At 46.0% G+C, this 25,621-nt stretch carries 20 protein-coding genes and 2 pseudogenes; 19 read left to right on the top strand and 3 right to left on the bottom strand.

Annotated elements, in window-relative coordinates; genetic code table 11:
- Window positions 1-2: 2 nt before the first annotated feature.
- Window positions 3-3,050, bottom strand: a complete 3,048-nt coding sequence (locus LLY41_RS19420; RefSeq protein WP_304586250.1) for an efflux RND transporter permease subunit — start codon at window positions 3,048-3,050, stop codon at window positions 3-5.
- A 404-nt stretch (window positions 3,051-3,454) separates the two neighbouring features.
- Here LLY41_RS19420 and LLY41_RS19415 point away from each other — a divergent pair, with 404 nt between their 5' ends.
- The 15 genes and pseudogenes from LLY41_RS19415 to LLY41_RS19345 all read left to right on the top strand — a co-directional run bounded on the left by LLY41_RS19415 (window position 3,455) and on the right by LLY41_RS19345 (window position 18,079).
- Complete coding sequence (locus tag LLY41_RS19415; protein ID WP_095244257.1) at window positions 3,455-3,760, top strand: antibiotic biosynthesis monooxygenase family protein; 306 nt, start codon at window positions 3,455-3,457, stop codon at window positions 3,758-3,760.
- On the top strand, window positions 3,757-4,122 hold the full coding sequence (locus LLY41_RS19410) for a globin family protein (RefSeq protein WP_095244258.1): 366 nt from the start codon (window positions 3,757-3,759) through the stop codon (window positions 4,120-4,122). Before LLY41_RS19415 ends, LLY41_RS19410 begins: the two co-directional genes overlap by 4 nt.
- Before the next feature lies 1 nt (window position 4,123).
- Entirely contained in the window at window positions 4,124-4,768 is a 645-nt protein-coding gene (locus tag LLY41_RS19405; protein WP_095244259.1) for a cobalamin B12-binding domain-containing protein, read from the top strand.
- A gap of 162 nt (window positions 4,769-4,930) precedes the next feature.
- Window positions 4,931-5,539, top strand: a complete 609-nt coding sequence (locus LLY41_RS19400) for an STAS domain-containing protein (RefSeq protein ID WP_304586247.1) — start codon at window positions 4,931-4,933, stop codon at window positions 5,537-5,539.
- Between the two features lie 175 nt (window positions 5,540-5,714).
- Window positions 5,715-6,317, top strand: coding sequence for a TetR/AcrR family transcriptional regulator (locus LLY41_RS19395; protein WP_095244261.1), 603 nt, complete (start codon window positions 5,715-5,717; stop codon window positions 6,315-6,317).
- A gap of 59 nt (window positions 6,318-6,376) precedes the next feature.
- Window positions 6,377-7,636, top strand: a complete 1,260-nt coding sequence (locus tag LLY41_RS19390; RefSeq protein WP_304586245.1) for an MFS transporter — start codon at window positions 6,377-6,379, stop codon at window positions 7,634-7,636.
- A gap of 87 nt (window positions 7,637-7,723) precedes the next feature.
- Window positions 7,724-8,950 (top strand): benzoate/H(+) symporter BenE family transporter, encoded by a 1,227-nt coding sequence (locus tag LLY41_RS19385; RefSeq protein ID WP_304586244.1) that lies wholly within the window; start codon window positions 7,724-7,726, stop codon window positions 8,948-8,950.
- Between the two features lie 14 nt (window positions 8,951-8,964).
- Entirely contained in the window at window positions 8,965-9,462 is a 498-nt protein-coding gene (locus tag LLY41_RS19380) for a GNAT family N-acetyltransferase (RefSeq protein ID WP_304586242.1), read from the top strand.
- A 474-nt stretch (window positions 9,463-9,936) separates the two neighbouring features.
- A complete protein-coding gene (locus tag LLY41_RS19375; RefSeq protein ID WP_304586240.1) occupies window positions 9,937-10,953 on the top strand; it encodes a TAXI family TRAP transporter solute-binding subunit in 1,017 nt (338 codons plus the stop codon).
- Between the two features lie 13 nt (window positions 10,954-10,966).
- Complete coding sequence (locus tag LLY41_RS19370; protein WP_304586237.1) at window positions 10,967-12,931, top strand: TRAP transporter permease; 1,965 nt, start codon at window positions 10,967-10,969, stop codon at window positions 12,929-12,931.
- A 13-nt stretch (window positions 12,932-12,944) separates the two neighbouring features.
- Window positions 12,945-13,664 carry a FadR/GntR family transcriptional regulator gene (locus tag LLY41_RS19365; RefSeq protein ID WP_095244267.1) on the top strand — a complete coding sequence of 240 codons (720 nt, stop codon included), beginning with the start codon at window positions 12,945-12,947 and terminating at the stop codon, window positions 13,662-13,664.
- A gap of 35 nt (window positions 13,665-13,699) precedes the next feature.
- A pseudogene (locus LLY41_RS19360) lies at window positions 13,700-15,075 on the top strand (FAD-binding oxidoreductase).
- A complete protein-coding gene (locus tag LLY41_RS19355) occupies window positions 15,068-16,333 on the top strand; it encodes a (Fe-S)-binding protein (protein ID WP_304586236.1) in 1,266 nt (421 codons plus the stop codon). The pseudogene LLY41_RS19360 and the gene LLY41_RS19355 overlap by 8 nt, the downstream one beginning before the upstream one ends.
- Before the next feature lie 18 nt (window positions 16,334-16,351).
- Window positions 16,352-17,560, top strand: coding sequence for an L-2-hydroxyglutarate oxidase (lhgO, locus tag LLY41_RS19350; protein WP_095244270.1), 1,209 nt, complete (start codon window positions 16,352-16,354; stop codon window positions 17,558-17,560).
- Window positions 17,561-17,623: 63 nt separating this feature from the next.
- On the top strand, window positions 17,624-18,079 hold the full coding sequence (locus LLY41_RS19345) for a hypothetical protein (protein WP_095244271.1): 456 nt from the start codon (window positions 17,624-17,626) through the stop codon (window positions 18,077-18,079).
- Between the two features lie 424 nt (window positions 18,080-18,503).
- Here the strand turns inward: LLY41_RS19345 and cbpA are convergent, their stop codons facing one another.
- Window positions 18,504-19,148 (bottom strand): cyclic di-AMP binding protein CbpA, encoded by a 645-nt coding sequence (gene cbpA / locus LLY41_RS19340; protein ID WP_095244276.1) that lies wholly within the window; start codon window positions 19,146-19,148, stop codon window positions 18,504-18,506.
- Window positions 19,149-19,325: 177 nt separating this feature from the next.
- Between cbpA and LLY41_RS19335 the strand changes: the two genes are divergently transcribed.
- Window positions 19,326-20,519 carry a class I SAM-dependent rRNA methyltransferase gene (locus LLY41_RS19335; protein ID WP_095244277.1) on the top strand — a complete coding sequence of 398 codons (1,194 nt, stop codon included), beginning with the start codon at window positions 19,326-19,328 and terminating at the stop codon, window positions 20,517-20,519.
- Between the two features lie 61 nt (window positions 20,520-20,580).
- Here the strand turns inward: LLY41_RS19335 and LLY41_RS19330 are convergent.
- Window positions 20,581-21,653 (bottom strand): annotated as a pseudogene (locus LLY41_RS19330) (TRAP transporter substrate-binding protein).
- 53 nt (window positions 21,654-21,706) lie between these two features.
- On the opposite strand from LLY41_RS19330, the gene LLY41_RS19325 reads away from it, so the two are divergent.
- The 3 genes from LLY41_RS19325 to dctP all read left to right on the top strand — a co-directional run bounded on the left by LLY41_RS19325 (window position 21,707) and on the right by dctP (window position 25,395).
- Window positions 21,707-23,308, top strand: coding sequence for an ATP-binding protein (locus LLY41_RS19325; RefSeq protein WP_095244279.1), 1,602 nt, complete (start codon window positions 21,707-21,709; stop codon window positions 23,306-23,308).
- A complete protein-coding gene (locus LLY41_RS19320; protein ID WP_095244280.1) occupies window positions 23,298-23,984 on the top strand; it encodes a response regulator in 687 nt (228 codons plus the stop codon). Before LLY41_RS19325 ends, LLY41_RS19320 begins: the two co-directional genes overlap by 11 nt.
- A 121-nt stretch (window positions 23,985-24,105) precedes the next feature.
- Complete coding sequence (gene dctP, locus LLY41_RS19315; protein WP_095244281.1) at window positions 24,106-25,395, top strand: C4-dicarboxylate transporter DctP; 1,290 nt, start codon at window positions 24,106-24,108, stop codon at window positions 25,393-25,395.
- The last annotated feature ends 226 nt before the right edge of the window (window positions 25,396-25,621 follow it).

Here is a 25,621-nt window from a genome sequence, read left to right as displayed (position 1 = left end):
AGTTAATTAACGGTTTCGGGAATCACTTTCACTTTTTTCTGCTTTTTCTTTAACCAGCCAAAACGGAGGCTGGACGCGGTGAACAAGCGGTAAACCGCCGGAATCAGGAGAAGCGTAATAAAGGTAGCAAACAGCAGACCGGAAATAATGACGGTTGCCATCGGTGCCTGGTAGTTGCCGGAAGTTCCCGAAGCCAAAGCAAGGGGAAGCATTCCGCCAACTGTAGTGAGAGTAGTCATGAAAATCGGACGGATGCGGTTTTTACCTGCTTCAATAAGTGCATCTTCAACAGAGAATCCTTCCTTGCGGAGCTGATTCGTACGGTCGATCAGCAGTATGGCGTTATTAAGCACGATCCCAATCAGCATAACAATACCCATTCCAGACATCACGCTCAGCTCCATTTGTGTCAGGAACAATCCAAGAATGACGCCGACGATGGTCATCGGAATGACAGACATAACGATCAGCGGATGTCCAAGGTGGTTGAACTGGACAGCCATCACCAGATAGACAAGGAAAATGGCAATCGCTAAAACAAACACCATATCCATAATTAATTCCTGCTGCTGCTCAAGATCCCCGGCAGCTGCAGCACTATAGCCGGCAGGGGCTTCAAAATCATTAATCAGCTTTTGAACTTCGCGATTCACAGCCCCAAGATCTTTGCCTTCTATGTCAGCCGAAATGGAGATGAAGCGCTCCCCGTCATTATGGGAAATTTCATTCGGTGTATCGATACTTTTTAATTCTATAAAGGAAGATAATGCTTTCTCTCCCTCAGCAGTCGGAATTTTTAAGTCCAGAAGAGCTGATTTGGAATCTGTTTTCTCAGACCACTTTAAAGCAAGCGGCACATTTTCTTCATTTATGCTCAGTACTCCGACAGGCATTTCCATAAACGCCTGCTCGATAAACTGCCTGATTTGCAGCTGGGTTAAGTCTGCTTTTTCAATTGCTTCTTCTTTTAAAACAACAACCTGCTCCTTTGATGTGCGCACCATTGAGTTGGTCACACCGACAATGCCGTCAATCTTTTCCAGATCCTCTGTAAAATCCCTGGCAAGGTTCTGCAAATCTGCAAAATCTTTTCCCTTGATATTTACCTGAACTGGAGAGCCGCCGCCAGCTGACATCGCACTCTGGACATTTTTCACCGGAAGAGTATCGGACAGGTTGCGAAGTTCCTTCATAATCTCTTCATTGACATCTTTCTGTTCTCTTGTAATGTCATCGCCTTTTGTCATATTGATGATCGTGTAGAACATCCCGCCCTCGTCCATGACATAATTGGACTCAACATCTTCAATGGATTGCAGTTTCTGGTTGATTCCTTGAGCGATGTCTTCTTTTTCATCAGGAGATAGCCCTGTTTCCAGGTTAACTATCAGCTCTGTGTAGCGGTTGAACATATCGGGCATGATCGTCATCGGAATTTTCGTCACAAGTGTTAAGGAACCGGCAAACATCAGGAAGAAAATCGCAATGACCGCAAAGCTGTAGCGTTTTTTCCGGATGGCCCAGGCTACAAGACGGCTATACATACGCATAATCGGTCCTTCTTTGTGTGCTTTCTTTGGCTTGCGGAGCTTCAGCATTTTTTCCGAAAGTGAAGGAATTAATGTAAACGAGACAATAACCGAACTGATGAGCGTAATGGCTACCACAGCAGACAGCATGATCATGAATGTGCCCGCATCGCCGCCAATCAGGCCGATTGGCAGGAATACCACAATTGTGGTGAGCATCGAAGCAATGACAGCTGAGGATACTTCTTTGGTTCCTTCCAGCACGGACTCAAGCTTGCCAAGGCCCTGTTCCTTCTTTCGATAGATGGATTCTATAATGACAATCGAGGAATCCACCATCATTCCGATCCCCAAACCGAGGCCAATCAGAGTCAGAATATTAAAGCTGTAATCAAAAACCCACATCGCTGTAAATGTCAGCAGGATGGAAGTCGGAATCGACAGACCGATGATAAAGGTGGCTTTTACATTCCTTAAAAAGATCAGCAGAATGGCAATGGCAATGACGCCGCCGATTAAAATGTTGCCGGTTACGCCATCAATCGATTCCTGCACATAATCGGCCTGTGCCACCATTTCATTCAGTTCAAAGTCTTTTACCAGACCGTCTTTGCGAATGTTCTTCACCTCATCACGGACCGCGGCTGCCATTTCAATTTGTGTGGCATTTGCTGAGCGTCCAACCTGAACGAAAATGAAGTCCTTAGTGCCGTTTTTCCAGACGAACGATGAGCTTTCAACCGGCTGAAATTTAACATCTGCCACATCTTTCAAATCAACAAATCCATTTTGTGAGGGGATGGTGATATTTTGTACATCTGCGGTATTTTCAAGCTTCATATTCCAGCGAAGGGAAGGAGAGCTGTCATCGCTGCTGAGTTCTCCCAGTGTGGCTTCGCTGTTAACCTGCTGAATAGCACCGATCACAGCTGCTGAATCCAGTCCTTTTTCAGCCAATTTGCTGCGGTCCAATTCAATGAGTACTTCGTGCTCCTGAACCCCTGCAAGCGATACATCCCGGACTTCCGGCAATGCTTCCAGGCGCGGCTCCAGAACTTTATTAGCAAAAGCGGTCATCTCTTCCATGCTGCCGCCGGATACATCCATATAAAATTCATAGCTTTGAGTGGTACCGTACTGCCCGGCCGTGACATCCGTTATCGCGGCATTGTCGCCCTTTGCTGCGTTGGCAGCTGCCTCTACTTCATTAAACAGCTCATCGCCCAGGCCTTCATCGAACGTAATTTGAAATGAGCTCCGTCCGATTGCCGATGTGGAGTCTACTGATTCAACTCCCTCAATTCCCCTGATTTGCTGCTCCAGAGGATTGGTAATCGATCGCTCCACTTCAATAGCAGCCATTTCACCAGCGCTAACTTCCACATATGCGCCATCCATTGTCACAGGTGGCATCAGCTCCTTATCCAATTCCATAATGGAAAAGCTGCCAATGGCCAAAACCAGCACTGTCATAAGCGCAACCAAAATCTTTCTCTCTACAACCAATTTTAATACTTTCATAAACATTCTCCTAACTCCCTAATGGTGAAAAATTGCACCCAAGATCTAATTATACAGAGGTTAATAGGTATTAATAACTACTTTTTTCTTAAATTTCCCAATAATTCGTCCGACCTATTTCGCCGATGTTTGACCTTATTTTCAGGTAAAAAATAACAATTATTACAAATACTATCTTAACCGGGATAAAGGAGAGCTATAAGGAGCCAGAGACATATCTTGCTATCAGACCTAAGGCTGAGTATTGGTGGCCATGGGTGAATATAGACGAACTTGTGGAACGCAGCGGAGGTGAGATTGCTGTTAATCCCCCGGCTCCAACCTGTAACCCTTCCAAAATGACAATCTTAAACAGTGTGTTATACTGAAGAAGCCATAAGACTCCCAAAATTGGAGGAGAGTTCATGTACACTGTTTTTTCAACATTCGACGTTCCCGATGAAAAGTCGGAAGAAGTCATTCGCATATATAAAAATCGCTCGAGGTCGGTCGACCAGGCAGAGGGGTTTGTCGATTTTCTGCTTCTGCAGAATGATAAACGCGCCGGTGAACTGACTGTGCAGCTCATTTTTGATACAAAGGAAAACTATATAAACTGGGTCCGGAGCGAGGACTTTAAAAGAATCCATGATTTGGAAAAGAAATATCCGGATCAGGAACTGGCTGCTGTGATTCCAAAAGTAGCGCAATACAAGGTGGTGGCTAAGTGAATCATGATAAGATCGTAAATAGTGTTACCGAGAAAATTTATGAGCGTGAGCCTTCCCTTCTGGAACGGTTCGGCGAACAGGGAAAAGAGAAGTGCCGGGAAGACAATCATCATCATATGAAGCATCTGGTGACAGCCTATGAGCTGGACAAATCTGCTTTTTTCACTGATTATGCCGTTTGGCTTGAGGGCATTTTAACTAAGCACGGGATGAAGACCCAGCATCTGATCGACAACTTCGAAATCATTCAGGCTGTGCTGGCTGAAGATAAGGATTCTGCTGAAAAGACAGAGAAGTTCCAGCTATACCTGGGCGAAGCCATTGCTGTTTTGAAAGGTGAACCTTTGAAGGGAGGAGTGTAAAGTGAACCAGGCTGAAACACTCGCTTCTCTACTGCTGGAAGGTAATTCTGCAAAAGTTTGGGCCAACCTTCAAAAGCACCCGCAGCTATCGCGTATCGAGGTTTATCAAAATCTGATTACACCTGCGATGCAGCACATCGGCCATCTGTGGGAGACGAATCAAATCACAGTGGCAGATGAGCATCTGGCAACAGCTACATGTGATTTTGTACTATCAAAGCTCGCTTATCAGCGTGAAAAAAGATCATCGCCCCAAAAAGCCATGTTTCTTTGCCTGGATGGTGAACAGCACTATATTGGACTGAAAATGGTCAACAGTCTTTTTGAAGAGCACGGCTGGGAGACGAAATATTTTGGCCCGAGCCTGCCTTTGGAATATGCGCTGAAATCGGCTAAAGAATGGAAGCCAAGCGTCATCGGCCTGTCGGTCAGCATCGTCTATCACCTGCCGAAGCTGAGGGAATATGCCGAGGCATTTGCCAAGCTGCCGCATAAGCCGGCTGTTATTCTTGGCGGGCGATTGGCAGGGAAGTATGACCTGCTTCCGTATTGTTCCGATCGTACAGTTATCCTTAAAGATTTGCCGGAAACAAAGAAATGGCTCCAAAATTATGAAGCGGGAGGACGGCAAAATGCAATATTTTAATCATGCGCTTCCGCTTGCGTTTTTAAAAGCTGACAGAAACGGAAAAATAGTAAGCTACTCCACTATCGCACGGGAATGTTTTGACCTGAGCGGGGGCACCTAAAAGGAATCATCGATGAAGAAAGCATTGAAAAGCTCATTCAGTACAGCTGGGAGCCCGGTGTGGATCCTGTAAAGCTGGAACTGAATATGAAGACCAAGGAAATGCCACTCTGTTTATTTGAGGTTCATATCCAATGGGACAGCGAGGATCATGCCAATATGCTATTTCTGCCCAAAGACAGCTCAAACGAAGGACTGATGGATAAACTGATGCAGCTGCAGCAGCGCCTCACCTCCACCGACTTTGAACTTTTGGAGAAAAAAGAAGAGCTGGAGCAGGTGCTGACCCGCCTGAATCAATTGTCCGGACCGTTTATCCCGCTGTCTGAAACACTTTGCCTGATCCCATTATTTGGGGATATCACTTCAGATAAAATTAACATTATTTCCGAAAGCTGCCTGAAGGCTGTTTTTGCCGGCGAATATGACGAAATCCTTTTTGATCTGACAGCAGTAGGAGAAATTGAGGGAAAAGGCATCGAGAAATTCACCCAGCTGATTAAAACGTTGAACTTCATGACAGGCAGCATCATCAAATTGATTGGCATAAAGCCAAACCTGGCGGAAGTGCTGAATAACTACAAGCTGGATGAATGGGTGCAGATCGACCAATCTTTGAAGCAGGTTTTAAATATCTATTTTAATCGGAACGAGCTGGGGGCCTCATAGGGGCTCTTTTTTTCGGAACCGCCGGAATCTCATAAAGTGACAGGCACCACCCGAAATTTGTCGAAACAGAGAAATATCCTGTGAGGGTATTTTTTTTTGAGCTTGGAAATTTCAATATTTTCCAGTATAATAGTTACAAATGATTGATTAATCACTCGTAGATGGGAGTTTTTAAATGCCGCTTTCAGAACAGCAAATAACAAATATGAAAAAAAGAAGAGAAACCATTCTAGAAGCAGCGACATACCTGTTTGCTGCAGAGGGGTATGAAGGAACAACCATTAAAAAGATAGCTCAGGCAGCAAATATTAGCTTTGGAAGTGTTTTTACTTATTTCAAAGATAAAGAGGAGCTCTTTTATACTGCAGTAGCGGAGCCGCTGCATGAATTGTCTGTTAAAATTTTCGACTTTAACACCGATGCTGAAGATCCAATGCTGGAGCTGGAAAAGATGATTCGTGGCCATATTAAACTTTTCGCTGGAATTAACAATTATCTGGCTTTAGTTGTTCAGGTTGTCGGACAGCATCAGCGGTATCCGGCCATTTTTGCAAAGCTGGATGCATTTCATGATGAATTTAGAGAGAAGGTCAGCCAGCTAGTAAAAAATGGCCAGCGAAAAGGGGTATTAGTTCAACAGGATCCATTGACTGCCGCAACTCTTTATACCAGTCTTCTCATCGGAATCCGGTTAAACTCGACAGACGAAAGATATAGTAACGTGTCGGAGAGCTATGCATCTTCCGCCATAAATTTATTCGGGCCTATAAGTAAGTAGGTTCCTTTTTTATCACAATAATGATTGATTAATCAATCGTTAGTGGAGGCGATCTTAATATGAAGTTTAAGACTTTTAACTCAACCATTCGAATTCGGCTGTTTTTGATTTTCCTTTCATCCGTTTCAACGATGTCTGTATTGCCGTATTTGATTATTTACCTCTCCGGCAAGACGGGAAATTTAATCACGGGATTTTTATTCCTGGGAGTCATGATTGCCCATGTCGGGGGTTCTATCTTGGGAGGATTCGCATCAGACCGGATAGGACGAAAAAAAATTATCCTTTTAGCTGAATTTATTATGTTTATAGGGTTTACTGGTGCTGCCTTTGTGCACGCACATCCTTATCTGATGTTTGCCGCCTTTGTTTTTATCCAATTCAGCAGCGGTGCAGCCAATCCTGTATACCAGGCGTTAATTATTGATGTAAGCCTGCCGGAAGAAAGAAAGACCATTTATTCCTACTCTTATTGGGTTCGCAATACGGGTATTGCCGTGGGCAGCATGGCTGGCGCTTTCCTATTCTTTGATTATCTCTTTTACCTGCTGTTAGGTGCCGCCCTGTCGATAGTATGTTCATTCCTCATCACTGCCTTCTTTATTCAAGAAACATATATTCCCGCAAAAGCCAACCAGTCTAACAGAAGTACTTCAAGCATAATAAAAGCATACAGAAACATATTGGCGCACCGATTCTTTACTGTTTTTTCAATAGCAAGTCTTCTTATTGTTTCGGTGGAGGAGCAATTAACCAATTACATAGGTGTTCACCTCGCAAATAAAATCGGCGAACCTGTTCCGCTTCTATCTTTTCTTCCCTTGGAAGTGGACGGTGTCAATATGCTTGGTATATTGAAAACGGAAAACACTATACTTATTGTTTGCTTTACCATGATGATTACAGCAGCTATTAAAAAATATAATGACCGCTATGTATTCCTGGCTGGCCTGCTATTATTTTTCACGGGATACACAGTTGTAAGTTTCAGCACATCACCGCTTATCTTGATTTTGGCTATGTTCATAGCATCCATTGGTGAAATGCTGTATATCCCTGTTCAGCAGACCATGCTGGCAGGCAGTGTGCCAGATCATGCACGCAGCTCTTATATGGCTTTATACACCATTGCTATGATACTCGGAGTTAGTGCAGCCGGGATCTTTATGATAGTAAGCAACTGGATGTCTCCGATGATTATGACAACGTTAATTGGATCTATGGGGATAGTTAGTATACTTTTATTCTATCAATTAACCAAAACTGAAGACGACAAGAGAGTTCTGCAGCTGCCAAGCGAGAATACATCGGCTGAGTAGATATTTTTATAGGCGAAATAGTTTGACAATTCCCCTGTTTGAAATCATGATAGTAAGTAAAATACTCAGAAGTCGGGGGCAGGAAAAATGGGTTTGCCGAAGGAGAGGCATAACGGATACAGTCAGGCGGAACAAAAGGGTTCCTTCATAAGGGATCTAAATGCTGAAAATATATCATCGGGGATCATTGCAAGCACGCTGGTCATGACCGGGCCTGCCCTGATCATCCTGCAGGCAGCATCAGCAGGTGGATTCACGGATCAGCAGACGATTAACTGGATGTTTGCGGTTTATTTTTTCGGTGGTGTCTACAGCATCCTCATGCCGATTTTATATCGTATTCCCATTACAGGAGGGCATTCGATTACAGGTGCAGCCTTTTTGGCGACGGTGACTGCACAATACTCGTATCCTGAGCTGATTGGCGGGTATGTAATGTCCGGGCTGCTGATTTTTCTGGTAGGCATTTCAGGTCTGTTTACAAAAATCATTGGCTGGGTGCCAAAAGAGGTTATCGCCTCCATGCTTGGCGGGCTCGTTGCCGGGTATGTCGTGAAACTCGTGCCTGCCATACAGGAAATGCCTGTTGTCGGAGGAGCGGCGTTAGTCAGTTTTCTGCTTTTTACGAGATATGTGAAAAAGTTCCCGCCTGTGCTCGCAGCCGTTGCGGCTGCCTTTGCCGCATTGTTTTTGACAGCCGATGTCCATCCGGCCAAAGAGATATCGTATTTTCTCCCGTCTGTTCAGATGCCTGAATTCAGCTGGATGGGGCTCGTAACCATTGCCCTCCCGCTCGCGATGCTGATTCTGAGCAATGATGCAGCACCAGGAATCGGGGCATTGGAAAGCGAAGATTTCAAGCCCCCTATTCGGAAAATCGTCTCATCAAGCGGTGTCTTCTCCGTAATCACAAGCTTCTTTGGCGGACAGTGTGCCAATATCGCCGGGATGATGAGCGCCATCTGTGCCGGAATGGATTCAGGGCCGAGGGAGAAAAGGTATATGGGAGCAGTGGTGTCAGGCGTAATTACGATTGTGTTTGGCATATTCGCCTGGAAAATCGTGCCCTTCATCCAGTCGCTTCCGCAGGCTTTTGTCTCACTGCTCGCCGGGTTTGCCCTGATTGGCGTCCTCCATTCCAGCCTGCAAACGGGCTTTTCCGGAAACCGGTACAGGCTAAGTTCCCTCGCTGCCTTCATCGTCACCTTATCAGGCGTGAGCTTTCTTCATATCAGCGCTCCTGTTTGGGGACTTGTTGCGGGGGCGGTATTGGCGCGGACGGTGGAGAGAGACGGGAGTTTAATAGAAAAATAAAAAGGAGAACCAATATGAATATTCGCCACATAAAACCAGCAGACGCACAGGCCCTTGCCGATCTGATCACCCACGTAGAAAACGAATCAGACTACATGCTTTTCGAGCCAGGTGAAAGGCAGACATCAGCCGATACGCAGCTTAAGAGAATTGAAGCCATCCAAAAAGCAGATCATTCGACCATCATCATCGCGGAACAAGATAATAGATTGATAGGCTTCGTAATGGCCATCGGCGGTGCAGCAAAGAGAAACCGGCACTCAGCCTATCTGGTTGCAGGCATTCTCAGGGAACACAGAGGCCGGGGCATCGGCACCCAACTGTTTGAAGAACTGGACCGATGGGCGCGTGAAAACCATATCCACAGGCTGGAGCTTACAACAGTTATCCAGAATCAGGCCGGTGTCGCCCTCTATAAAAAGGCGGGATTCCAGATCGAAGGCACCAAAAAACATTCGCTTATGATAAACGGCGAATTTGTGGATGAATATTATATGGGTAAGCTGCTGTAACAGAAAGGCCACTCCCTTTAAAACAAGGGAGTGGTCTTTTCTTCAGGTCTAAACCCTGAGGGCACTTCGGACAGAAAAAGTCGAAACCGGGTATCCAGAGTCCTAACCCTGCTCAACTTCGGACAGAGAAAGCCGAAATCCAGCTCCCAGAGTCCGAACCCGATCCAACTTCGGACAGAGAAAGCCGAAACTCGGCACCCGGAGTCCGAACCAGCCCCAACTTCAGACAGAGAAAGGCGAAATCCGCCACTCAGAGTCCGAACCCGCCGCCACCCCTCTTAATAAAATGAACCTCCAACCCCCACAAGGTAAATTTTCCTATTTTCAATTCAGAAACCCCTGAATCCTCAAGGAATCCAGCTAAATAAAAAAGAAAAATCAGAATTTTAATTGAATTCAAAACATGTAATCTTGTATACTTGTAATACAAGTTTGAAGAAGCGCTTACATAATTACCTGGAAAGGGAGGATTTTATGATTCAAAAAAAGTGGAAGATTATCATATCGGTTCTGACACTTGTCTTTATTGCCATTGTTGGCGTGCGGACAGCGGCTGAGAACAAGGATAAAAAATTCGTATCCGTTGCGACCGCATCAACCGGAGGTACATATTACCCGATAGGAGTTGGAATGGCTAATATTTGGAGCAGCCATTTAAAGGGTGAAAAAATCCAGGCGAGCGGCCAGTCCTCTGCCGGATCCATTGAAAATATCGAACTTCTGCGTGAAGGGGAAGCACAGCTTGCTATTCTTCAGGGATTAATATCTTCTCAGGCTTATGCCGGTGACGACTCTTTTGAAGGAAAGCGCTATGAGGATCTCCGCACAATCTCCATGCTCTGGCCCAATGTGGAGCATTTCGTGCTGATGAACAATAAGATCAAAAGCGGAACTATCGACGATATAAAAGGAACGCAATTTTCTGTTGGGCCGCAGGCCAGCGGTACGGAGCAATCCACAGTCGTGATGATGGATGGTCTCGGTCTTACGAAAAAGGATATTTCTCCTGAGTATCTTGGCTACAGTGACACGGTTTCCGCGATGCGTGACGGGAGATTGGATGGAGGCTCCCTTCCGGCAGGTATCCCGATTTCCGCTGTAACAGATATGTATGCAAGTAATGTCAAAGCATCGATCCTGGAAGTAACTGATGAGCAGCTGGATGCCATTAATGCAATATCCGACAGCTGGTATCGTTATGTGATTCCTGGCGGGACATATCCCCGAATTGACGAAGATATCAACACCATTGCCCAGCCGAACCTTTTATCCACAACAAAAGAAATGGATGAAGAAACCATCTATATCTTAACCAAAACGCTTTATGAGAATCTTGATGAAATGTATGAGGTTCACAGCTCTGCCAAGGAAATGACTCTCGAAACGGCCCTTGATGGCGTATCTGTGCCATTGCATGCCGGAGCCTACAGATATTTTAAAGAAGCAGGCCTTGATATACCTGACAATCTAATTCCGCCGGAAGCGAAATAAAGGAGGGAAAAGAATGACAAAATCAACAAGCGAACCCATTGTACAGCCAGCTGATCTGGATAAAGAAGCTGGCGGCGGCATGCGGCTGCTGGAAGGTCCATACAAAAAAGCGGCTGCCATCATTGCTGTATTGTTTTCTGCTTTTGCTATTTATTCCAATGGATTATCCAATATTCAAGAGATTTATAGAAACCTGATTTTCCTCGGCATCCTTTTGGTAATGACTTTTTTCTATTATCCGGCCGGGAAGACTTCCAATCAAAAAAGGTTTACAGCCCCTGATTATGTTTTTGCGGCACTTGCGATTGCAGGTCTCGGCTACCTGCTCCTGAACTACACAACCATTCATGTGGACCGGGGCTCCCAGCCTATTATGATCGACTATATTTTTGGTGCTATTACGATCATTGTCCTCCTAGAAGCTTCGAGAAGGGCAGTTGGGATCTTTATCCCGATCCTGTGCGGAGGCGCTATTGTATATGCCCTGTTTGGCACATATTTCCCGTGGATATTCGGGCATGCCGGCTTTTCACTGGAACGCCTGCTGTACCGTCTTTATATGACGACTGAGGGCGTGCTGGGGTTAACGCTTTCGACGGCATCCACATTCATCGTCATGTTCGTCCTCTTTGGTGCCTTCCTGTCTGTCAGCGGTGCCACCCAGCTTTTCAATGATCTCGCCCTTGCCATTGCAGGCAGAAAGCGCGGAGGCCCGGCTCAGGTTGCGGTCATCTCAAGTGCGCTGACAGGGTCTTTGAGCGGAAGTGCGGTTGCCAATGTTGCGACAACAGGAGCTTTTACGATTCCTTTGATGAAATCCATTGGCCTTAAGCCAAAGTTTGCCGGTGCAGTAGAGGCGGCTGCTTCAACAGGCGGAATGATTATGCCGCCGATTATGGGCGCTGCGGCCTTTATCATGGCCGGTTTCCTCGGAATCTCTTATACGACAGTCATCCTGGCAGCGATCATTCCAAGTTTTCTATACTACATTGCGTTGATTTTTGCCATTGATATTGAAGCGAAAAAGCAAGGCCTAAAAGGCATCAGCAAAGAGAATATTCCGAATGTCGTCCAAATCCTGAAGGAACGCGGGGTTCTCCTTATCCCAATTATCGTTGTTATTACTACACTCTTAATGGGAAAAACAGCCCTGTTTGCAGGATTTGCAGGGATCGGCGCAGTCATCATTGCGAGCTGGCTGGCAAAAGATAAATCTTCCAGGATCACGATCTCTAAAACGATTGAAGCTTTCATTGAAGGCGGTAGAGGGACGATTCAGGTCGGGATTGCCTGTGCCGCTATCGGAATCATCATCTGCGTTGTCACTATGACGGGAATTGGATCTACACTAGCTTATAATATTGTCGAATTAACAGGCGGTCAGCTTTGGCTGATTTTAATCGTCGTCATGCTCACTTGCATCGTTTTAAGCATGGGGCTTCCATCCACAGCCCTTTACATCGTCGTTGCCGTTACGGCAGCTCCTGCCCTTGTAGAAGCTGGCGTTAACCCGATTGCGGCCCACTTCTTTGTGTTCTGGTTTGGTGCATTATCCAACATTACACCGCCTGTGGCATTGGCATCTTATACCGCAGCAGGATTGGCCGGCGCCAATGCAATGCAGACATCATGGGAAGCGCTTAGAATCTCATTGCCGGGCTTTATCATCCCGTTCATGATTGCCTATAATCCTATCATTCTGCTTCAGGCAGCAGAGGGAGAAACGATATCCATTTTATCGGTAGCACTTGTGGTCATCACAAGCACACTGGGCATTTACGCCCTGGCAAGTTCACTTGGAAACTACCTGAATGCCAAGCTGACGATTGTTGAAAGAGTCCTAATGTTGGCAGGGGCTTTAATGCTGATTAAGCCAGGCATGATCACGGATATTGCCGGATTCGGGCTTTGTGTGTTCGCGATTCTTTTCCATATCATTAGAGTTAAGAAAAGCAGTTCAGTCGAAATCACCATATAAGGAGCTAACATCCATGAAAATCGAACGAAAAAAAATCTCGGCCCAGGTGCTGGATCAGCTGAAGGAAATGATAAAAGAAGGCAAGTTCCCGCCAAATGAGCCGATGCCATCCGAGAATGAACTGGCCAAACGGTTTGGCGTCAGCCGTGCGCCTGTCCGGGAAGCATTGAGCGTATTATCTGCCAGCGGGATCATTGAATCCAGGCAAGGCGGCAGAAGCTTCGTTAAAGAGGTTAATATGGCAGACATGCTTGGTTCGTTAGCGATTGAATACATTCCCGTGGAACAGGTATTTGAGCTATTGGAAATGAGGATGGTTATGGAGACACAGGCAGCAGCTATTGCTGCCTTGCGTCGTGATGAGGCCGACCTGGAAAAAATGAAGGGAGCCCTCGATCAATTTGAAATCACACTGACGAACCCCGAAGCAGTTGGCGATCTGGCAGACGTGAATTTTCATAAACACCTGATCAAAGCAACGAAAAATCGCTTCATGATACAGGTAATGGAAAACATCGATGATCTGTATAGGAAAGCAATTGCGTTTTCTCTTAAGAAAAACGTGGGACTTCCGGCAAAACGTGAACAGGTTTTTCAGGAGCATATGAGCATTTTCACGGCTATTAAAGAACAGGATGAAGAAAAAGCAGCGCAGGCCATGAGAGTCCATCTTGAGAATGTAACAAAGAAATTGAAGATGAACGAAGGGGAAGGAAAGAAGGTGCCGTTGTGATCACCGAACAGATTGTTGAACGGCTTAAAAGCATTATGGGATCAGAAAAACGCATTCTGCTTGAAAAAGCGGACCTGGTTTCTTATTCATACGACGGCTCATTTGGAGCCTATATTCCAGAGATCATCCTGCAGCCGGTTTCGACAGAGGAAACGGCTGGCATTGTAAAACTCGCCAATGAACTGAAAATTCCCGTCTATCCAAGAGGCAGGGGTACGAGTCTGAGCGGAGGTCCGCTCCCTGTCCATGGCGGGATGGTCCTTGATTTTTCCAGGTGGACCCAAAAGCTGATCATTGACCCGGAGGATACAGTCGCAACAGTATCACCGGGGGTCATCACAGCTGATATTGACCGGGAAGCGCAGCGCTATGGGCTGATGTATCCCCAGACCCAAGCAGTTCCCATGTTTCCACAATTGGAGGGAACCTCGCTGAAAATGCAGGCGGGCCGCGCGGTTTAAAGTACGGGGTAACAAAGGATTATGTGCTCGGTCTGGAGATCGTCACGCCGGAAGGGGACATCATTCGGACAGGCGGACGGACGGTCAAAAACGTTACAGGCTATGACCTGACGAAGCTGATTGTTGGATCCGAGGGGACGCTCGGCATCATCACAGAGGCCACTCTTCAGCTGATTCCAAGACCGCAGGCCACTCAAACGATGATGGTCATTTTTGATGACATTATTGATGCCGGAAAAGCGATATCGGCTGTGCTCACTTCCGGCATCCTGCCTTCCAAAATGGAAATTATGGACCAGGCTTCGATCCAGGCTGTGGAAGAATTTCAGCCGATCGGGCTCCCGACAGATGTGGATGCCATTATCCTGATTGAGCTTGATGGCCATCCAATCGCCATCAGGGATGAAAGCGAGCAGGTGAAGCAGGTGTGCCTGGAAGTTGGGGCGAGGGAAGCGATCATTGCCAGGGATGAGGAATCCGCCGGGAACCTATGGAAAGCGAGAAAACTAGTTTCGCCGGCCATTGTGAGGAAAAAGCCGACGAAAATTTCCGAAGATGCCACCATTCCTAGAAGCAAGATACCTGAGATGTTCAGAAGGCTTCAGGAAATTAAAGCAAAATATGAAATCGACTTAGTCGTATTCGGCCATGCAGGGGACGGAAATTTGCACCCGAATATCATTACCGATAAACAGGACAAAGAAGAAATGAAGCGCGTGGAAAAAGCGGTGGAGGAGATTTTTACCGCAGCGATTGAATTGGGAGGAACTCTCTCAGGCGAGCATGGAATCGGAACCATGAAGGCGCCGTTTATGGAAATGGAACTTGGGGAAGCTGGACTGGACATGATGAAACGAATGAAAAAAGCTTGGGATCCAAACAACATTATGAATCCGGGCAAAATTTTTCCCGAGAACAAAGGACAGAGGCTGGTGTTAGTCCATGACTAGCCAGCTCGCCTATAAAGAAACGTTTGACTGTGTCCAATGCGGCTATTGTCTTCCAGCATGCCCCACATACGGCAGCATGGGAAAAGAAAGTCACTCTCCTCGGGGACGGATCAATCTTGTGCAAATGGCGGCGGAAGGAAAAATAACCATCGATGAAATTACCGAGTCGATGGAGCTCTGCCTCGGCTGCCGCGCCTGTGAGACGGCATGTCCAACCAATGTTCAATATGGGAAAATCCTCGAGTCTTTTAAGCAAGTAAAGAGGGCCGAAGCACCATCTCCATTCGTGGAGAACATGGCTCTGCAGAAGGCCTTGCCGAATAAAAAACTGCTGTCAGCCATGAGAGCTTCACTTCGGGCCTATCAGAAAACAGGCATGGATTCGATTGCCCGTAAAAGCAAGGCGCTCAGCATTCTTCCAGAACAGCTTCGTGCTTTTGAAGAAATAGCCCCTGCTGTGGAAATGCCAAATAAACAGCTGAGAACAGGCATCCTTCTGCCAGAGCGCGAGCCGAAAGCCCGTGTTGCTTTTTTTACAGGCTGTATTATGGATGTGTTTTTTGCCAAAATCAATGACCTCAGCATCAAGCTGCTTCAGCATGCCGGCTGCGAAGTCACCGTAATTAAGGAACAGACCTGCTGCGGGGCGCTGCAGAACCATAGCGGAGATACGGGAACATCAAGGAAATTGGCGAAGGAAAATATTGCGGCTTTTGAAAAAGGGAACTTTGATTTTGTGGTTAATGCGATTGGCGGCTGCGGTGCGATGCTCGTTGAATATGATCACCTTCTCGCAGAAGACCCGGAATGGGCAGAGCGTGCCAGGGTGTTTGCCCAAAAGAATAAGGATGTAAGTGTAATACTGAACAAACTCGGAATCAGTTTCAGCCGGGAACTCTCAGGTGCTGTGACCTATCAGCCATCATGCCATTTATTAAATGTGCAGAAGGTGGCGGATGACCCTGTTCAGCTCCTTGAAAGCATACCAGGCATTACATATGTTCCGCTTCCGAAAGCGGATATGTGCTGCGGATCGGCCGGAATCTATAATATTGTTCACTATGAAGTGTCCATGGAAATACTCGACGCCAAAATGGAACACGTCCATAGCATCTCGCCTGATACCATCGTCACGTCCAATCCTGGCTGCCATCTGCAGATGTGCCTCGGGGTGAAACGTGAGGGGCTTGAGGATAAGGTGCGTGTGGTCCATATCATCGAATTACTGGCAGAAGCCTGCGGGTTTGATCATAAATAAGAGAAAGGGTGGAGGAGCATGTACGATTACATCATTATTGGCGGGGGCATTGTCGGCCTGTCAACAGGAATGGAGCTGCTGAAACGGTTTCCATCAGCAAAAGTGGCCATCCTGGAAAAAGAAAGCCATGTGGCGGCGCATCAGACAGGCCATAACAGCGGTGTCATCCATTCAGGAATTTACTATAAACCCGGCAGTTATAAAGCCAGGCTTGCCAAAAAAGGCAGTGAGTCCATGACAGAATTTTGCCGGAAGCATGGGCTTGAAGTGGATATCTGCGGGAAAGTCATTGTCGCGAGCGAAGATTTCGAGCTGCCGCTATTGGACGATTTATATCAGCGCGGGCTGGACAACGGCCTTGGAATCAGAATGATCGATCAGGGTGAGCTGCATGAAATCGAGCCGCATGTGAACGGAAAAAAGGCCATTCATGTGCCAATGGCCGGCATTGTCAACTATAAGCAGGTTTCGGAAAAAATGGCTGAGATCATTACAGCAAAAGGCGGGGACATCCTGCTGAATCATAAAGTATCAGCCATTGACGAAACAGCTCAGGAAGTAATTGTCCAGACCAGCAGGGGAGAGGTAAGGGGAGCTTACTATGTAAACTGCGGCGGACTGCAGTCAGACCGGATTGCCAAGCTTGCCGGATTGAAAACGGATGTTAAAATCGTGCCATTCAGGGGCGAGTATTTCATGCTCAAGCCGGAGAAAAGCAGTCTCGTCAAAAATCTGATCTATCCTGTGCCAAATCCTAACTTCCCGTTCCTTGGGGTTCATTTTACCCGCATGATTAACGGAGCTATTGATGTGGGGCCAAATGCCGTTCTAAGCTTTAAAAGGGAGGGCTATAAAAAGACGGACCTGAATGTGGCAGACCTGATGGAGGTTATGGCTTATAAAGGCTTCTGGAAGCTCGCAAAGAAATATATGAAGGAGGGAGTGGAAGAAATGATCCGCTCTGCTTCCAAAGAGCTTTTCATGAAAAATGTCCAGAAGCTTATGCCGGACATTCAGAAGGATGATATTGTTCCCGGGCCTGCCGGTGTCAGAGCTCAGGCCTTGAAGGACGATGGTTCATTAGTCGATGACTTTTTCATTGTGCCCAGCAAACGCTCCATCCATGTTTTAAATGCACCGTCTCCGGCCGCGACGGCGTCCATAGAGATTGGAAAAGAGATCGTGAGGAAGATGGACGGAATGTTTAAGGTGGAATCAGCTGTTTAATAAAAAAATGGAGAATAATTCATATCCCCCTAAACCACAATATGGAAGAAGGGGGATTTTTATATGAAAGCAACTACAGCGATCAGGCTGCTTCATTTGGTCATTCCGTGGCTGACCATATTCTTTCTGCCCAGGAAGTCATTTAATAAATTTTCAACCGTTTCGGTTTTTGCAGGGATTTTAGTGTTAATTTTAAGCACACTGGCCATACCCTTTAAATGGTGGACTGTGGAAGGCGGACACTTCAAGAAACTTATCAATGACCTGACCTTCATAATGGGCCCATTCTTTATCGGGACCCTATGGATCTTCCATTTCACCTTCGGCAGTTTCAAGAAGTACCTGGCAGTAAATGCCATCATGGATCTGCTGTTTGCATACCCGCTAAACTACTTGTATCAAAGACTTAACTTGTATAAGCTCGTAAAATTCAAGCCTATCCATATTTTCCTGTTCTTCACCTCTTACGCATGGATTATTTACGGGTACCAGGAATTCTTTCATAGGAATCAAAGGTAAGAAAAAGCCGCTCCATCAAGGAACGGCTTTTCATCTTTTATCGCAGTCTAACGGGCAGTAAGCCCCCCGCTTCAAGACTTAGAGTAATCAAAGGAGGATAAGTGGGGGTCAAACTGCCCGATCTAGCTGCGGCTCCTAGGGGCTCGAGGTCATAAGCCAATCAGCTGATGGGAAGAAAAGCACTCCCCACCATCTGCTCGTCTTATGCTTGTCACCCCAAGGCAAGTCGCCTCGCTTTATAATGTAAAGGCCCGATTGGTGAGATACAGTGAAACTTGCCGAGGCGCAGGCAGAGGCTTAGTTGAACCAATCGGGTTCGTAGTGTCGATTGATCGAAGCGCTAGCGGAGATCTTAGCGACACTAGAACGCGACTAACAATCAGTGGGGGATAAGGAACCCCCCACTGATTGAAGTTTCACTTTATCAGCATTCTCCATTATGACACTCGACTCCGATCACACGGAATCCATTTGTGTCCAGTTCTTTCTTGATTTTATCTAAAGTTTCTTCTGTCGTATCCTTCGGCAATGTAAAAAGGATACGGCGTATCAGACTGACATGGAAGTTGGATGAATCCAGTGAGATGACTCCTTGGATATCGCTGTATTTACTGATAATACTGCTTATCTTTTTCAATGTTCCCTGTGTGCCATAGCTTCCCACAGTCAGCGTATAGCTGCCTCGGTTCAGTCCCCACGCTTCCTCCAGCAGCTCCAGTACGGCCGCATGTGTCAGCAATCCGACAAACTGCCCCTGGTCATTTTCAACCGGCAGATAAGGATATCTCTTCAGCGTGAAAAAGGCTTTCATGAAGGAGTCATCCTCATCAATTATAGTCTGCTGGTCTTTAGCCAGAGCCGTAATCGGTTCATCCAAAGAATGATTTTCCTTATATTCTAAAATATCAACCTTATAAATATTGCCGACAAACTTTGTATGTGCGGCATCCAGAATAGGGACACAGCGGTAGCCAGTTTTATTTAAAAACTGCAGTGCCTGTTCCAAATTAAAGGTTTCATCACAAAACCGGACATCTTTTTTATCCACCATCTGATGGCGAATCAGCATACGAGCATCCTCCTTTACCCCTAACCTTCTCTATTCTATGCCCGTGCCTATCCGGGAATGATAATAAATTAGAAAGATGGTGACAGGTACCTATACCACTTCATCCAAGTGGTATAGGTACCTGTCACTTTTAATGTTACAATGATAGCTATACTAACAAAATGATTGGGTGAATTTATGAGTAATGCTATCAAATTAATCGCGGCTTCTAAATATAAGAATAGTTTTAGGGATGGCTATCCGCTTGTGACGGAGGAGTCGGTGCAGCGGATTCCGAAGAACATCGAAGAGGGTGCGGTCATTGAGCTGACTGATGAGAGCGGCCGGTTTATCGGCAAAGGATATTATGGAAAGCAGAATAAAGGCAGGGGCTGGATACTGTCGCGAAATCCTCAGGAAACCTTTGATGAAGCATTTTTTGCGAAGAAATTCCAAGAATCGTTAAGAAGACGTGAAGCTCTGTTCCATGATCCCAATACAACCGCCTTTCGTGTTTTTAATGGAGAAGGAGACGGAATCGGAGGCATCACGATTGATTATTATGATGGCTTTTATGTGATCAGCTGGTACAGTGAAGGCATTTATACGTTCAGGGATACGGTGATTCAGGCATTCATGAACAGTGCTGATGTAAAAGGATTGTATGAAAAGAAACGGTTTGCTGTAAAGGGCACTTATATAGAGGACGATGATTTTGCAGCAGGGGAACGGGCATCTTTTCCGCTGATGGTGAAGGAGAATGGAATCAGGTTTCCCATTTATTTGAATGATGGGGCCATGGTTGGTGTATTCCTTGATCAGAGGCATGTACGGAAGACGATCAGGGACAAGTATTCAAATGGAAAAACGGTACTTAACACGTTCTCTTATACGGGCGCTTTTTCAGCTGCTGCCGCATTAGGGGGAGCAGTGAAAACAACCAGTGTCGACCTTGCCAACCGCAGCAAAAGCAAAACCATCGAAATGTTCAGCGTTAACGGCATTGATTTTGAGGCACAGGATATCATTGTGGAAGATGTGTTCAACTACTTCAAATATGCTGTTCGGAAACAGCTGAAATTTGATATGGTCATCCTGGACCCTCCAAGCTTTGCCCGTTCCAAAAAGCATACTTTCAGCGCCAGAAAGGATTATCCGGAGCTGCTCGCTCAGGCAATCCAAATTACAGAAAAAGACGGAATCATTGTGGCCTCATCCAACTGCAGCACATTCAGCATGAAGAAATTCAAAGACTTTATCAAAAAAGCGTTCGCACAAACAGGGGACCGCTACAAAATCCTGGAGGAATTCACCCTTCCTGAAGACTTCCGCACCATTAAGGAATTCAAAGAAGGAGACTACCTTAAAGTAGCAGTCATACAGAAGCTGTAACAAAGGGTGACAGGCACCTATACCACTTCGGCCAACTGGTATAGGTACCTGTCACCTTCATTCATTCATATTTACCCCGCAGTTCCTTCATCTCTTCCACCAGATTCTTCCCGATATCCTGTGAGAAGTCTTCATAGATGGGATCCAGTACATCTTGCCATTCCCTTTTTCTTCGGGTGTGAGCTCATGTATCTGAATGGAGGAATTCTGCCTGATTTTTTCAAGTAGTTCTTCGTTCATTTCAAAGGCCATCCGGCTATTCCATTCAGTTGTTTCTTCCATTGCCTCGAGCAGAATCTTCTTTGTTTCCTCACTCTGCTCATTCCAGACCTTCCCGCTCATCATCACCGCATACCCCAGATAGCCATGATTGCTGATTGTCATATGCTTTTGCAGGTTATAAAATTTCTTTGAGTAGATATTGGAAACCGTGTTTTCTTCACCATCCACTTCACCATCCTCCAGCAGCTTATAAGTGGAATTGAAGGAATCCTGAATAGTCTTTGCCTTCAGGCGGCTGAATTGGGCCGATATCACATCACTTTGCATAATACGGAAGGATTGCCCTTTCAGATCCTCCGGTTTTTGAATGGGCCCATTATTCGTGGTGATCTGCTTAAATCCATTAGGCCAGTGGGCGAGCCCTTTAATGCCGTCCCCCTTTAGAGAATCCAGCAGCTGCTTGCCGATATCCCCATTCAGGCCTTCAAGTGCAGCCTCACGTGAAGGAAAGGCAAAGGGCAAATCCAGCACGGCCCACTTAGGCGAAAGCATCCCAAGCTTAGAGGTGGAAGGGGCAATAAAGTGAACCTGTCCTTCCTTAAGCGCATTGATTTCTTCAATATCAGAATAAAGGCTGCCGTTTGGAAACACTTCTATCTTAATATGGCCATCCGATTTTTCGGCGACAAGATCTGCAAACCGTTGAGCGGCAAGGCCCTTCGGCGTATTTTCTGCCACCACATGGCTGAATTTAAAGACAATTTGATCCTTGAGCCCTTCCTGGTCATCATCGTAGGGAATCTCTTCCCCGGAAAAAAGCTTCGATAGCCCAAGAAGGCAGCCAGCAGCAAAACCATGCCGGCAAGGAGAATATAGCTTTTCATTTGAATCCTCCTTTTTAAAACTATTAATGTTATCATACTTACAAGAATTCTATCCGTAAAGACAGAAGGGAGGGACCCCTTGTGAATCAGCTGCCCATCCGCTGGAAGATTACCATCCTGTCTTATGCCGTCGTCATTTTTTCTCTATTGATTGGCGGGATGGTCGTGATCGCAAACATCCAGGAGCAGGAAGAAAAAGAACTGAGGATACGCTCGATGAATACCGCCAGAACGGTAGCAGAGCTGTCAGATGTAAAAAAAGGAATCCTGCAGCCGCAGGGCTGGAAGACAGTAAACAAAGTTGCAGAGGAAATCCGGATTATTAATGAAACAGACTATATCGTGATCATGAATATGGAGCGTATCCGCTATTCCCATCCGGTCAGGGAGCTGATCGGCAGGCCATCATCAGGTGAGGATGAGAAACCGGCTTTTGCCGAGCATATATATTTTTCCAAGGCAGAGGGAGACGTCGGCACCTTTATCCGCGCATTCATCCCGATTAAAGATGAAAGCCTCAATCAAATCGGCGTGGTTGTTGTCGGCAATAAGATCCCTTCGATTACGGAGATTATCACAAATCTGGCAGACGAGATCAGCATCATTGTGCTTTTGACGCTCATATTTGGGCTGATCGGCTCTCTAATGCTCGCCAATCATATTAAAAAGCAGATGTTTCAGCTGGAGCCCCATGAAATCAAACGGATGCTGGAGGAAAGGACAGCCACTTTCCACTCGATCAATGAAGGTGTAATTGCGATTGATAACCAGGAAAACATTACGATTTTCAATGAAAAGGCAAAGAAAATTTTTAATGTATCAGGCAAAGTCGCAGGTAAAAAAATTAGGGATGTGCTAAAGGACACAAGGCTTCCCGAGATTGTAGAAAGTAATCGTGCTGTCTATAACGAACAGATCATTGTAAGCGGAAAGGTCATTCTGAGCACCAGAATTCCCATCCGGAAAGACAATGAGAAGATTGGAGCTGTGGCCATCTTCCAGGACCGCACGGAAGTTACGAAACTGGCCGAAGAGCTGACCGGTGTAAAAAGCTTTGTTGAGGCGCTCAGGGTGCAGAACCATGAACATATGAACAAGCTTCACACCATTGCCGGATTGATTCAGTTAGGAAAAGCCGATAAAGCACTCCAGCTGACGTTTGATGCATCTGAAGAACAGGAGAACCTTTCGAATTTCCTCAGTGATAAAGTTAGGAATGATGCCATTGCAGGGCTTTTATTAAGCAAAGTACGGCGCGGCAAGGAATTGGGCATCACGGTGGTTATCGACCCAAACAGCAATCTGGAGGAGTTTCCGAGCAACCTGGATCACCATGACTTTGTTTTGCTGCTGGGCAATCTGATTGAGAATGCTTTCGGGGCTTTTGAGCATAGTGAACGTGAAGATAGAAAAATTGACATCAGCATTGAACAGACGAATGAGATTTGTGCGGTGCTGGTGGAAGATAACGGCAGCGGGATAGAGGAAGCGATATTGCCGAGAATATATGAAAAAGGATTTACCGCCAATAAATCTGGCGGGACAGGCTACGGGCTTTACCTTGTCAAACAAATTGCAGAAAAAGGCGGAGGAGCGATCGAGGTATCAACTGGCCCCAATGAAGGAACTTCTTTTACGATTACTTTTCCGATGGAAGCGGAGGGAGAATTACATGGCGGTTAATGAAGAAATCAGTGTGCTGCTGATTGAAGATGACCCAATGGTCCAGGAAGTGAATAAGGAATTTATTGCAAGTGTGCCCGGCTTTACAATCATTGCTGCGGCCGGGAATGGGGAGGAAGGCATTGCCCTGGCGAAAAAGCTGCAGCCTGATCTGGTGATTTTAGATATTTTTATGCCGAAGAAAGATGGCATTCAAACTCTGCAGGAATTCAGAAAGCAGCACCTCGATTCTGATGTCATCGTCGTTTCCGCTGCAAAGGATAAGGAAACCATTAAGCTGATGCTTCAAAACGGCGCCAGGGATTATATTATCAAGCCCTTTAAGCTGAACAGGATCCAGCAGGCCCTCGAAAAATACCGACATTACAGAGAGAGCCTGAAGGAATCGGGCACATTATCACAGGAGCAGCTTGATGCCCTGATTTATGCCAGGCAGGTGAAAAAAGAAGTAAATGTTCTGCCGAAAGGGCTAAATGAATTCACTTTAAATGAAATTACTGCTTTCATGAAACAGCAGACCGAACCCCGCTCTGCCGAAGAAGTCGCGAACGGCATCGGCATTGCCAGAGTCACCGCCCGCCGCTATCTTGATTATCTTGAAAAAAGCGGTGCAATCCGGCTGGATGTGCAGTACGGAGGCGTGGGCAGACCTGTGAATCGGTATGTCATCGTTTAGTTGCATTCCCTGAGACCAAAATGAACAAAACATCCGTTATGACCATAAACTTCTCTCATTTCTCTGAAAACGCTATCATTTCTAATAGAATGAATAGTTAGAAAAAGGAGCTGGGATAAAAGTGAAGAAGCAGCGGATTTATAAGAATTTAACCTTCCAGGTGTTAACGGCTATTTTTATCGGTGTTATGGTCGGGCTGATTTGGCCGGAAGTCGGTAAAGAAATGAAGCCGGTCGGCGACACCTTTATCAACGCAGTCAAAATGGTCATCGCCCCAATTATTTTCCTGACCATCGTCCTTGGAATCGCTAAAATGGGCGATATGAAAAAAGTCGGCAAAGTGGGCGGAAAAGCGTTCATATACTTCGAGATTGTTACTACACTTGCTTTAATGATTGGCCTGATGGTCGTTAATGTCATTAAACCAGGTGCAGGACTGAACTTTAATGAATTGGAAAAAGGAGATGTTTCACAGTACACAGCCAATGGCGGAGAGGGCATTAATTGGATTGAGTTTGTGACACATATTGTTCCTTCCAACATGGTGGATGCTTTTGCAAAAGGCGATATCCTGCAGGTATTATTCTTTTCTGTTCTATTCGGTGTCGGCTTGGCGGCTCTTGGGGAAAAAGGCAAAACCGTCATTGAATTTTTGGATAAGCTATCATTGGTCTTCTTTAAAATCATCGGCTATATCATGAAGGCAGCCCCGCTTGGAGCATTTGGAGCCATGGCCTATACAATTGGGCATTTCGGACTGGCCTCACTTGTACCGCTTGGCAAACTGATGATTTCCGTGTATGTGACCATGTTCTTATTTATCTTTGTTGTTTTGAACATCATCTGCAAAATGTACGGATTCAGCTTATGGAATTATCTGAAGTTCATCAAAGATGAAATTTTGATCGTATTAGGTACCAGTTCTTCAGAATCAGTGCTTCCGCGAATGATGGATAAAATGGAGCGCATCGGCTGCTCCAAATCAGTAGTTGGACTTGTCATTCCAACCGGCTATTCCTTCAACCTGGACGGGACATCCATCTACCTGTCCATGGCGGTTGTCTTCTTAGCCCAGGTGTTCGGAGTGGATCTGACAATCGGCCAGCAGGTTACCATTTTATTAGTGCTCATGCTGACTTCAAAAGGTGCAGCAGGTGTAACAGGCAGCGGATTTATCGTATTGGCTTCCACGCTTGCAGCCCTTCAGGTTATTCCTCTTGAAGGATTGGCGCTTCTTCTTGGCGTAGACCGCTTCATGAGTGAAGGAAGAGCGATCGTGAACCTGATTGGAAATGGAATCGCAACAATGGTTGTAGCAAAGAGCGAAAATGAGTTTGATGAAAATAAGGCTAAGAAAGCCATCAGTGAAATGAAATTAATGAAGCAGGAACAGCAAAAGCAGGCAGTATAAAGTATAAAGGGAAAGGCCATTCTCCGCTAAGGGGAATGGTCTTTTTTTGTCGAAAGACCAGCAGTGCAGACGACAATTCCTGCAGCTATTTCCCGGGGAAAGATCAGATGGGAAAGTGCTTTCAGGTCATTTCAATCAAACGTTTGATTGAAAAGTAAATTGTTGAATAAACGCGAAACCTGCCATCATCCTTCATATCCTAGCTTCCGCATAGAGCATAATGCTT

Origin of the sequence: Cytobacillus firmus, assembly GCF_023612095.1 — a bacterium.
Classification (GTDB): Bacteria; Bacillota; Bacilli; order Bacillales; family Cytobacillaceae; genus Cytobacillus.
The sequence above is the reverse complement of the archived record's forward strand: the minus strand, read 5'-3'. Positions and strand labels throughout refer to the sequence as shown.

Bases quoted from the DNA above. Each gene is read 5' to 3' on its own strand.
- LLY41_RS19415 (WP_095244257.1), top strand. From the start codon at position 3,455: ATGTACACTGTTTTTTCAACATTCGACGTTCCCGATGAAAAGTCGGAA.
- LLY41_RS19395 (WP_095244261.1), top strand. From the start codon at position 5,715: ATGCCGCTTTCAGAACAGCAAATAACAAATATGAAAAAAAGAAGAGAA.
- LLY41_RS19375 (WP_304586240.1), top strand. From the start codon at position 9,937: ATGATTCAAAAAAAGTGGAAGATTATCATATCGGTTCTGACACTTGTC.
- LLY41_RS19355 (WP_304586236.1), top strand. From the start codon at position 15,068: ATGACTAGCCAGCTCGCCTATAAAGAAACGTTTGACTGTGTCCAATGC.
- LLY41_RS19365 (WP_095244267.1), top strand. From the start codon at position 12,945: ATGAAAATCGAACGAAAAAAAATCTCGGCCCAGGTGCTGGATCAGCTG.
- LLY41_RS19320 (WP_095244280.1), top strand. From the start codon at position 23,298: ATGGCGGTTAATGAAGAAATCAGTGTGCTGCTGATTGAAGATGACCCA.
- LLY41_RS19345 (WP_095244271.1), top strand. From the start codon at position 17,624: ATGAAAGCAACTACAGCGATCAGGCTGCTTCATTTGGTCATTCCGTGG.
- LLY41_RS19390 (WP_304586245.1), top strand. From the start codon at position 6,377: ATGAAGTTTAAGACTTTTAACTCAACCATTCGAATTCGGCTGTTTTTG.
- lhgO (WP_095244270.1), top strand. From the start codon at position 16,352: ATGTACGATTACATCATTATTGGCGGGGGCATTGTCGGCCTGTCAACA.
- LLY41_RS19370 (WP_304586237.1), top strand. From the start codon at position 10,967: ATGACAAAATCAACAAGCGAACCCATTGTACAGCCAGCTGATCTGGAT.
- cbpA (WP_095244276.1), bottom strand. From the start codon at position 19,148: ATGCTGATTCGCCATCAGATGGTGGATAAAAAAGATGTCCGGTTTTGT.
- LLY41_RS19335 (WP_095244277.1), top strand. From the start codon at position 19,326: ATGAGTAATGCTATCAAATTAATCGCGGCTTCTAAATATAAGAATAGT.
- LLY41_RS19385 (WP_304586244.1), top strand. From the start codon at position 7,724: ATGGGTTTGCCGAAGGAGAGGCATAACGGATACAGTCAGGCGGAACAA.
- LLY41_RS19380 (WP_304586242.1), top strand. From the start codon at position 8,965: ATGAATATTCGCCACATAAAACCAGCAGACGCACAGGCCCTTGCCGAT.
- LLY41_RS19420 (WP_304586250.1), bottom strand. From the start codon at position 3,050: ATGAAAGTATTAAAATTGGTTGTAGAGAGAAAGATTTTGGTTGCGCTT.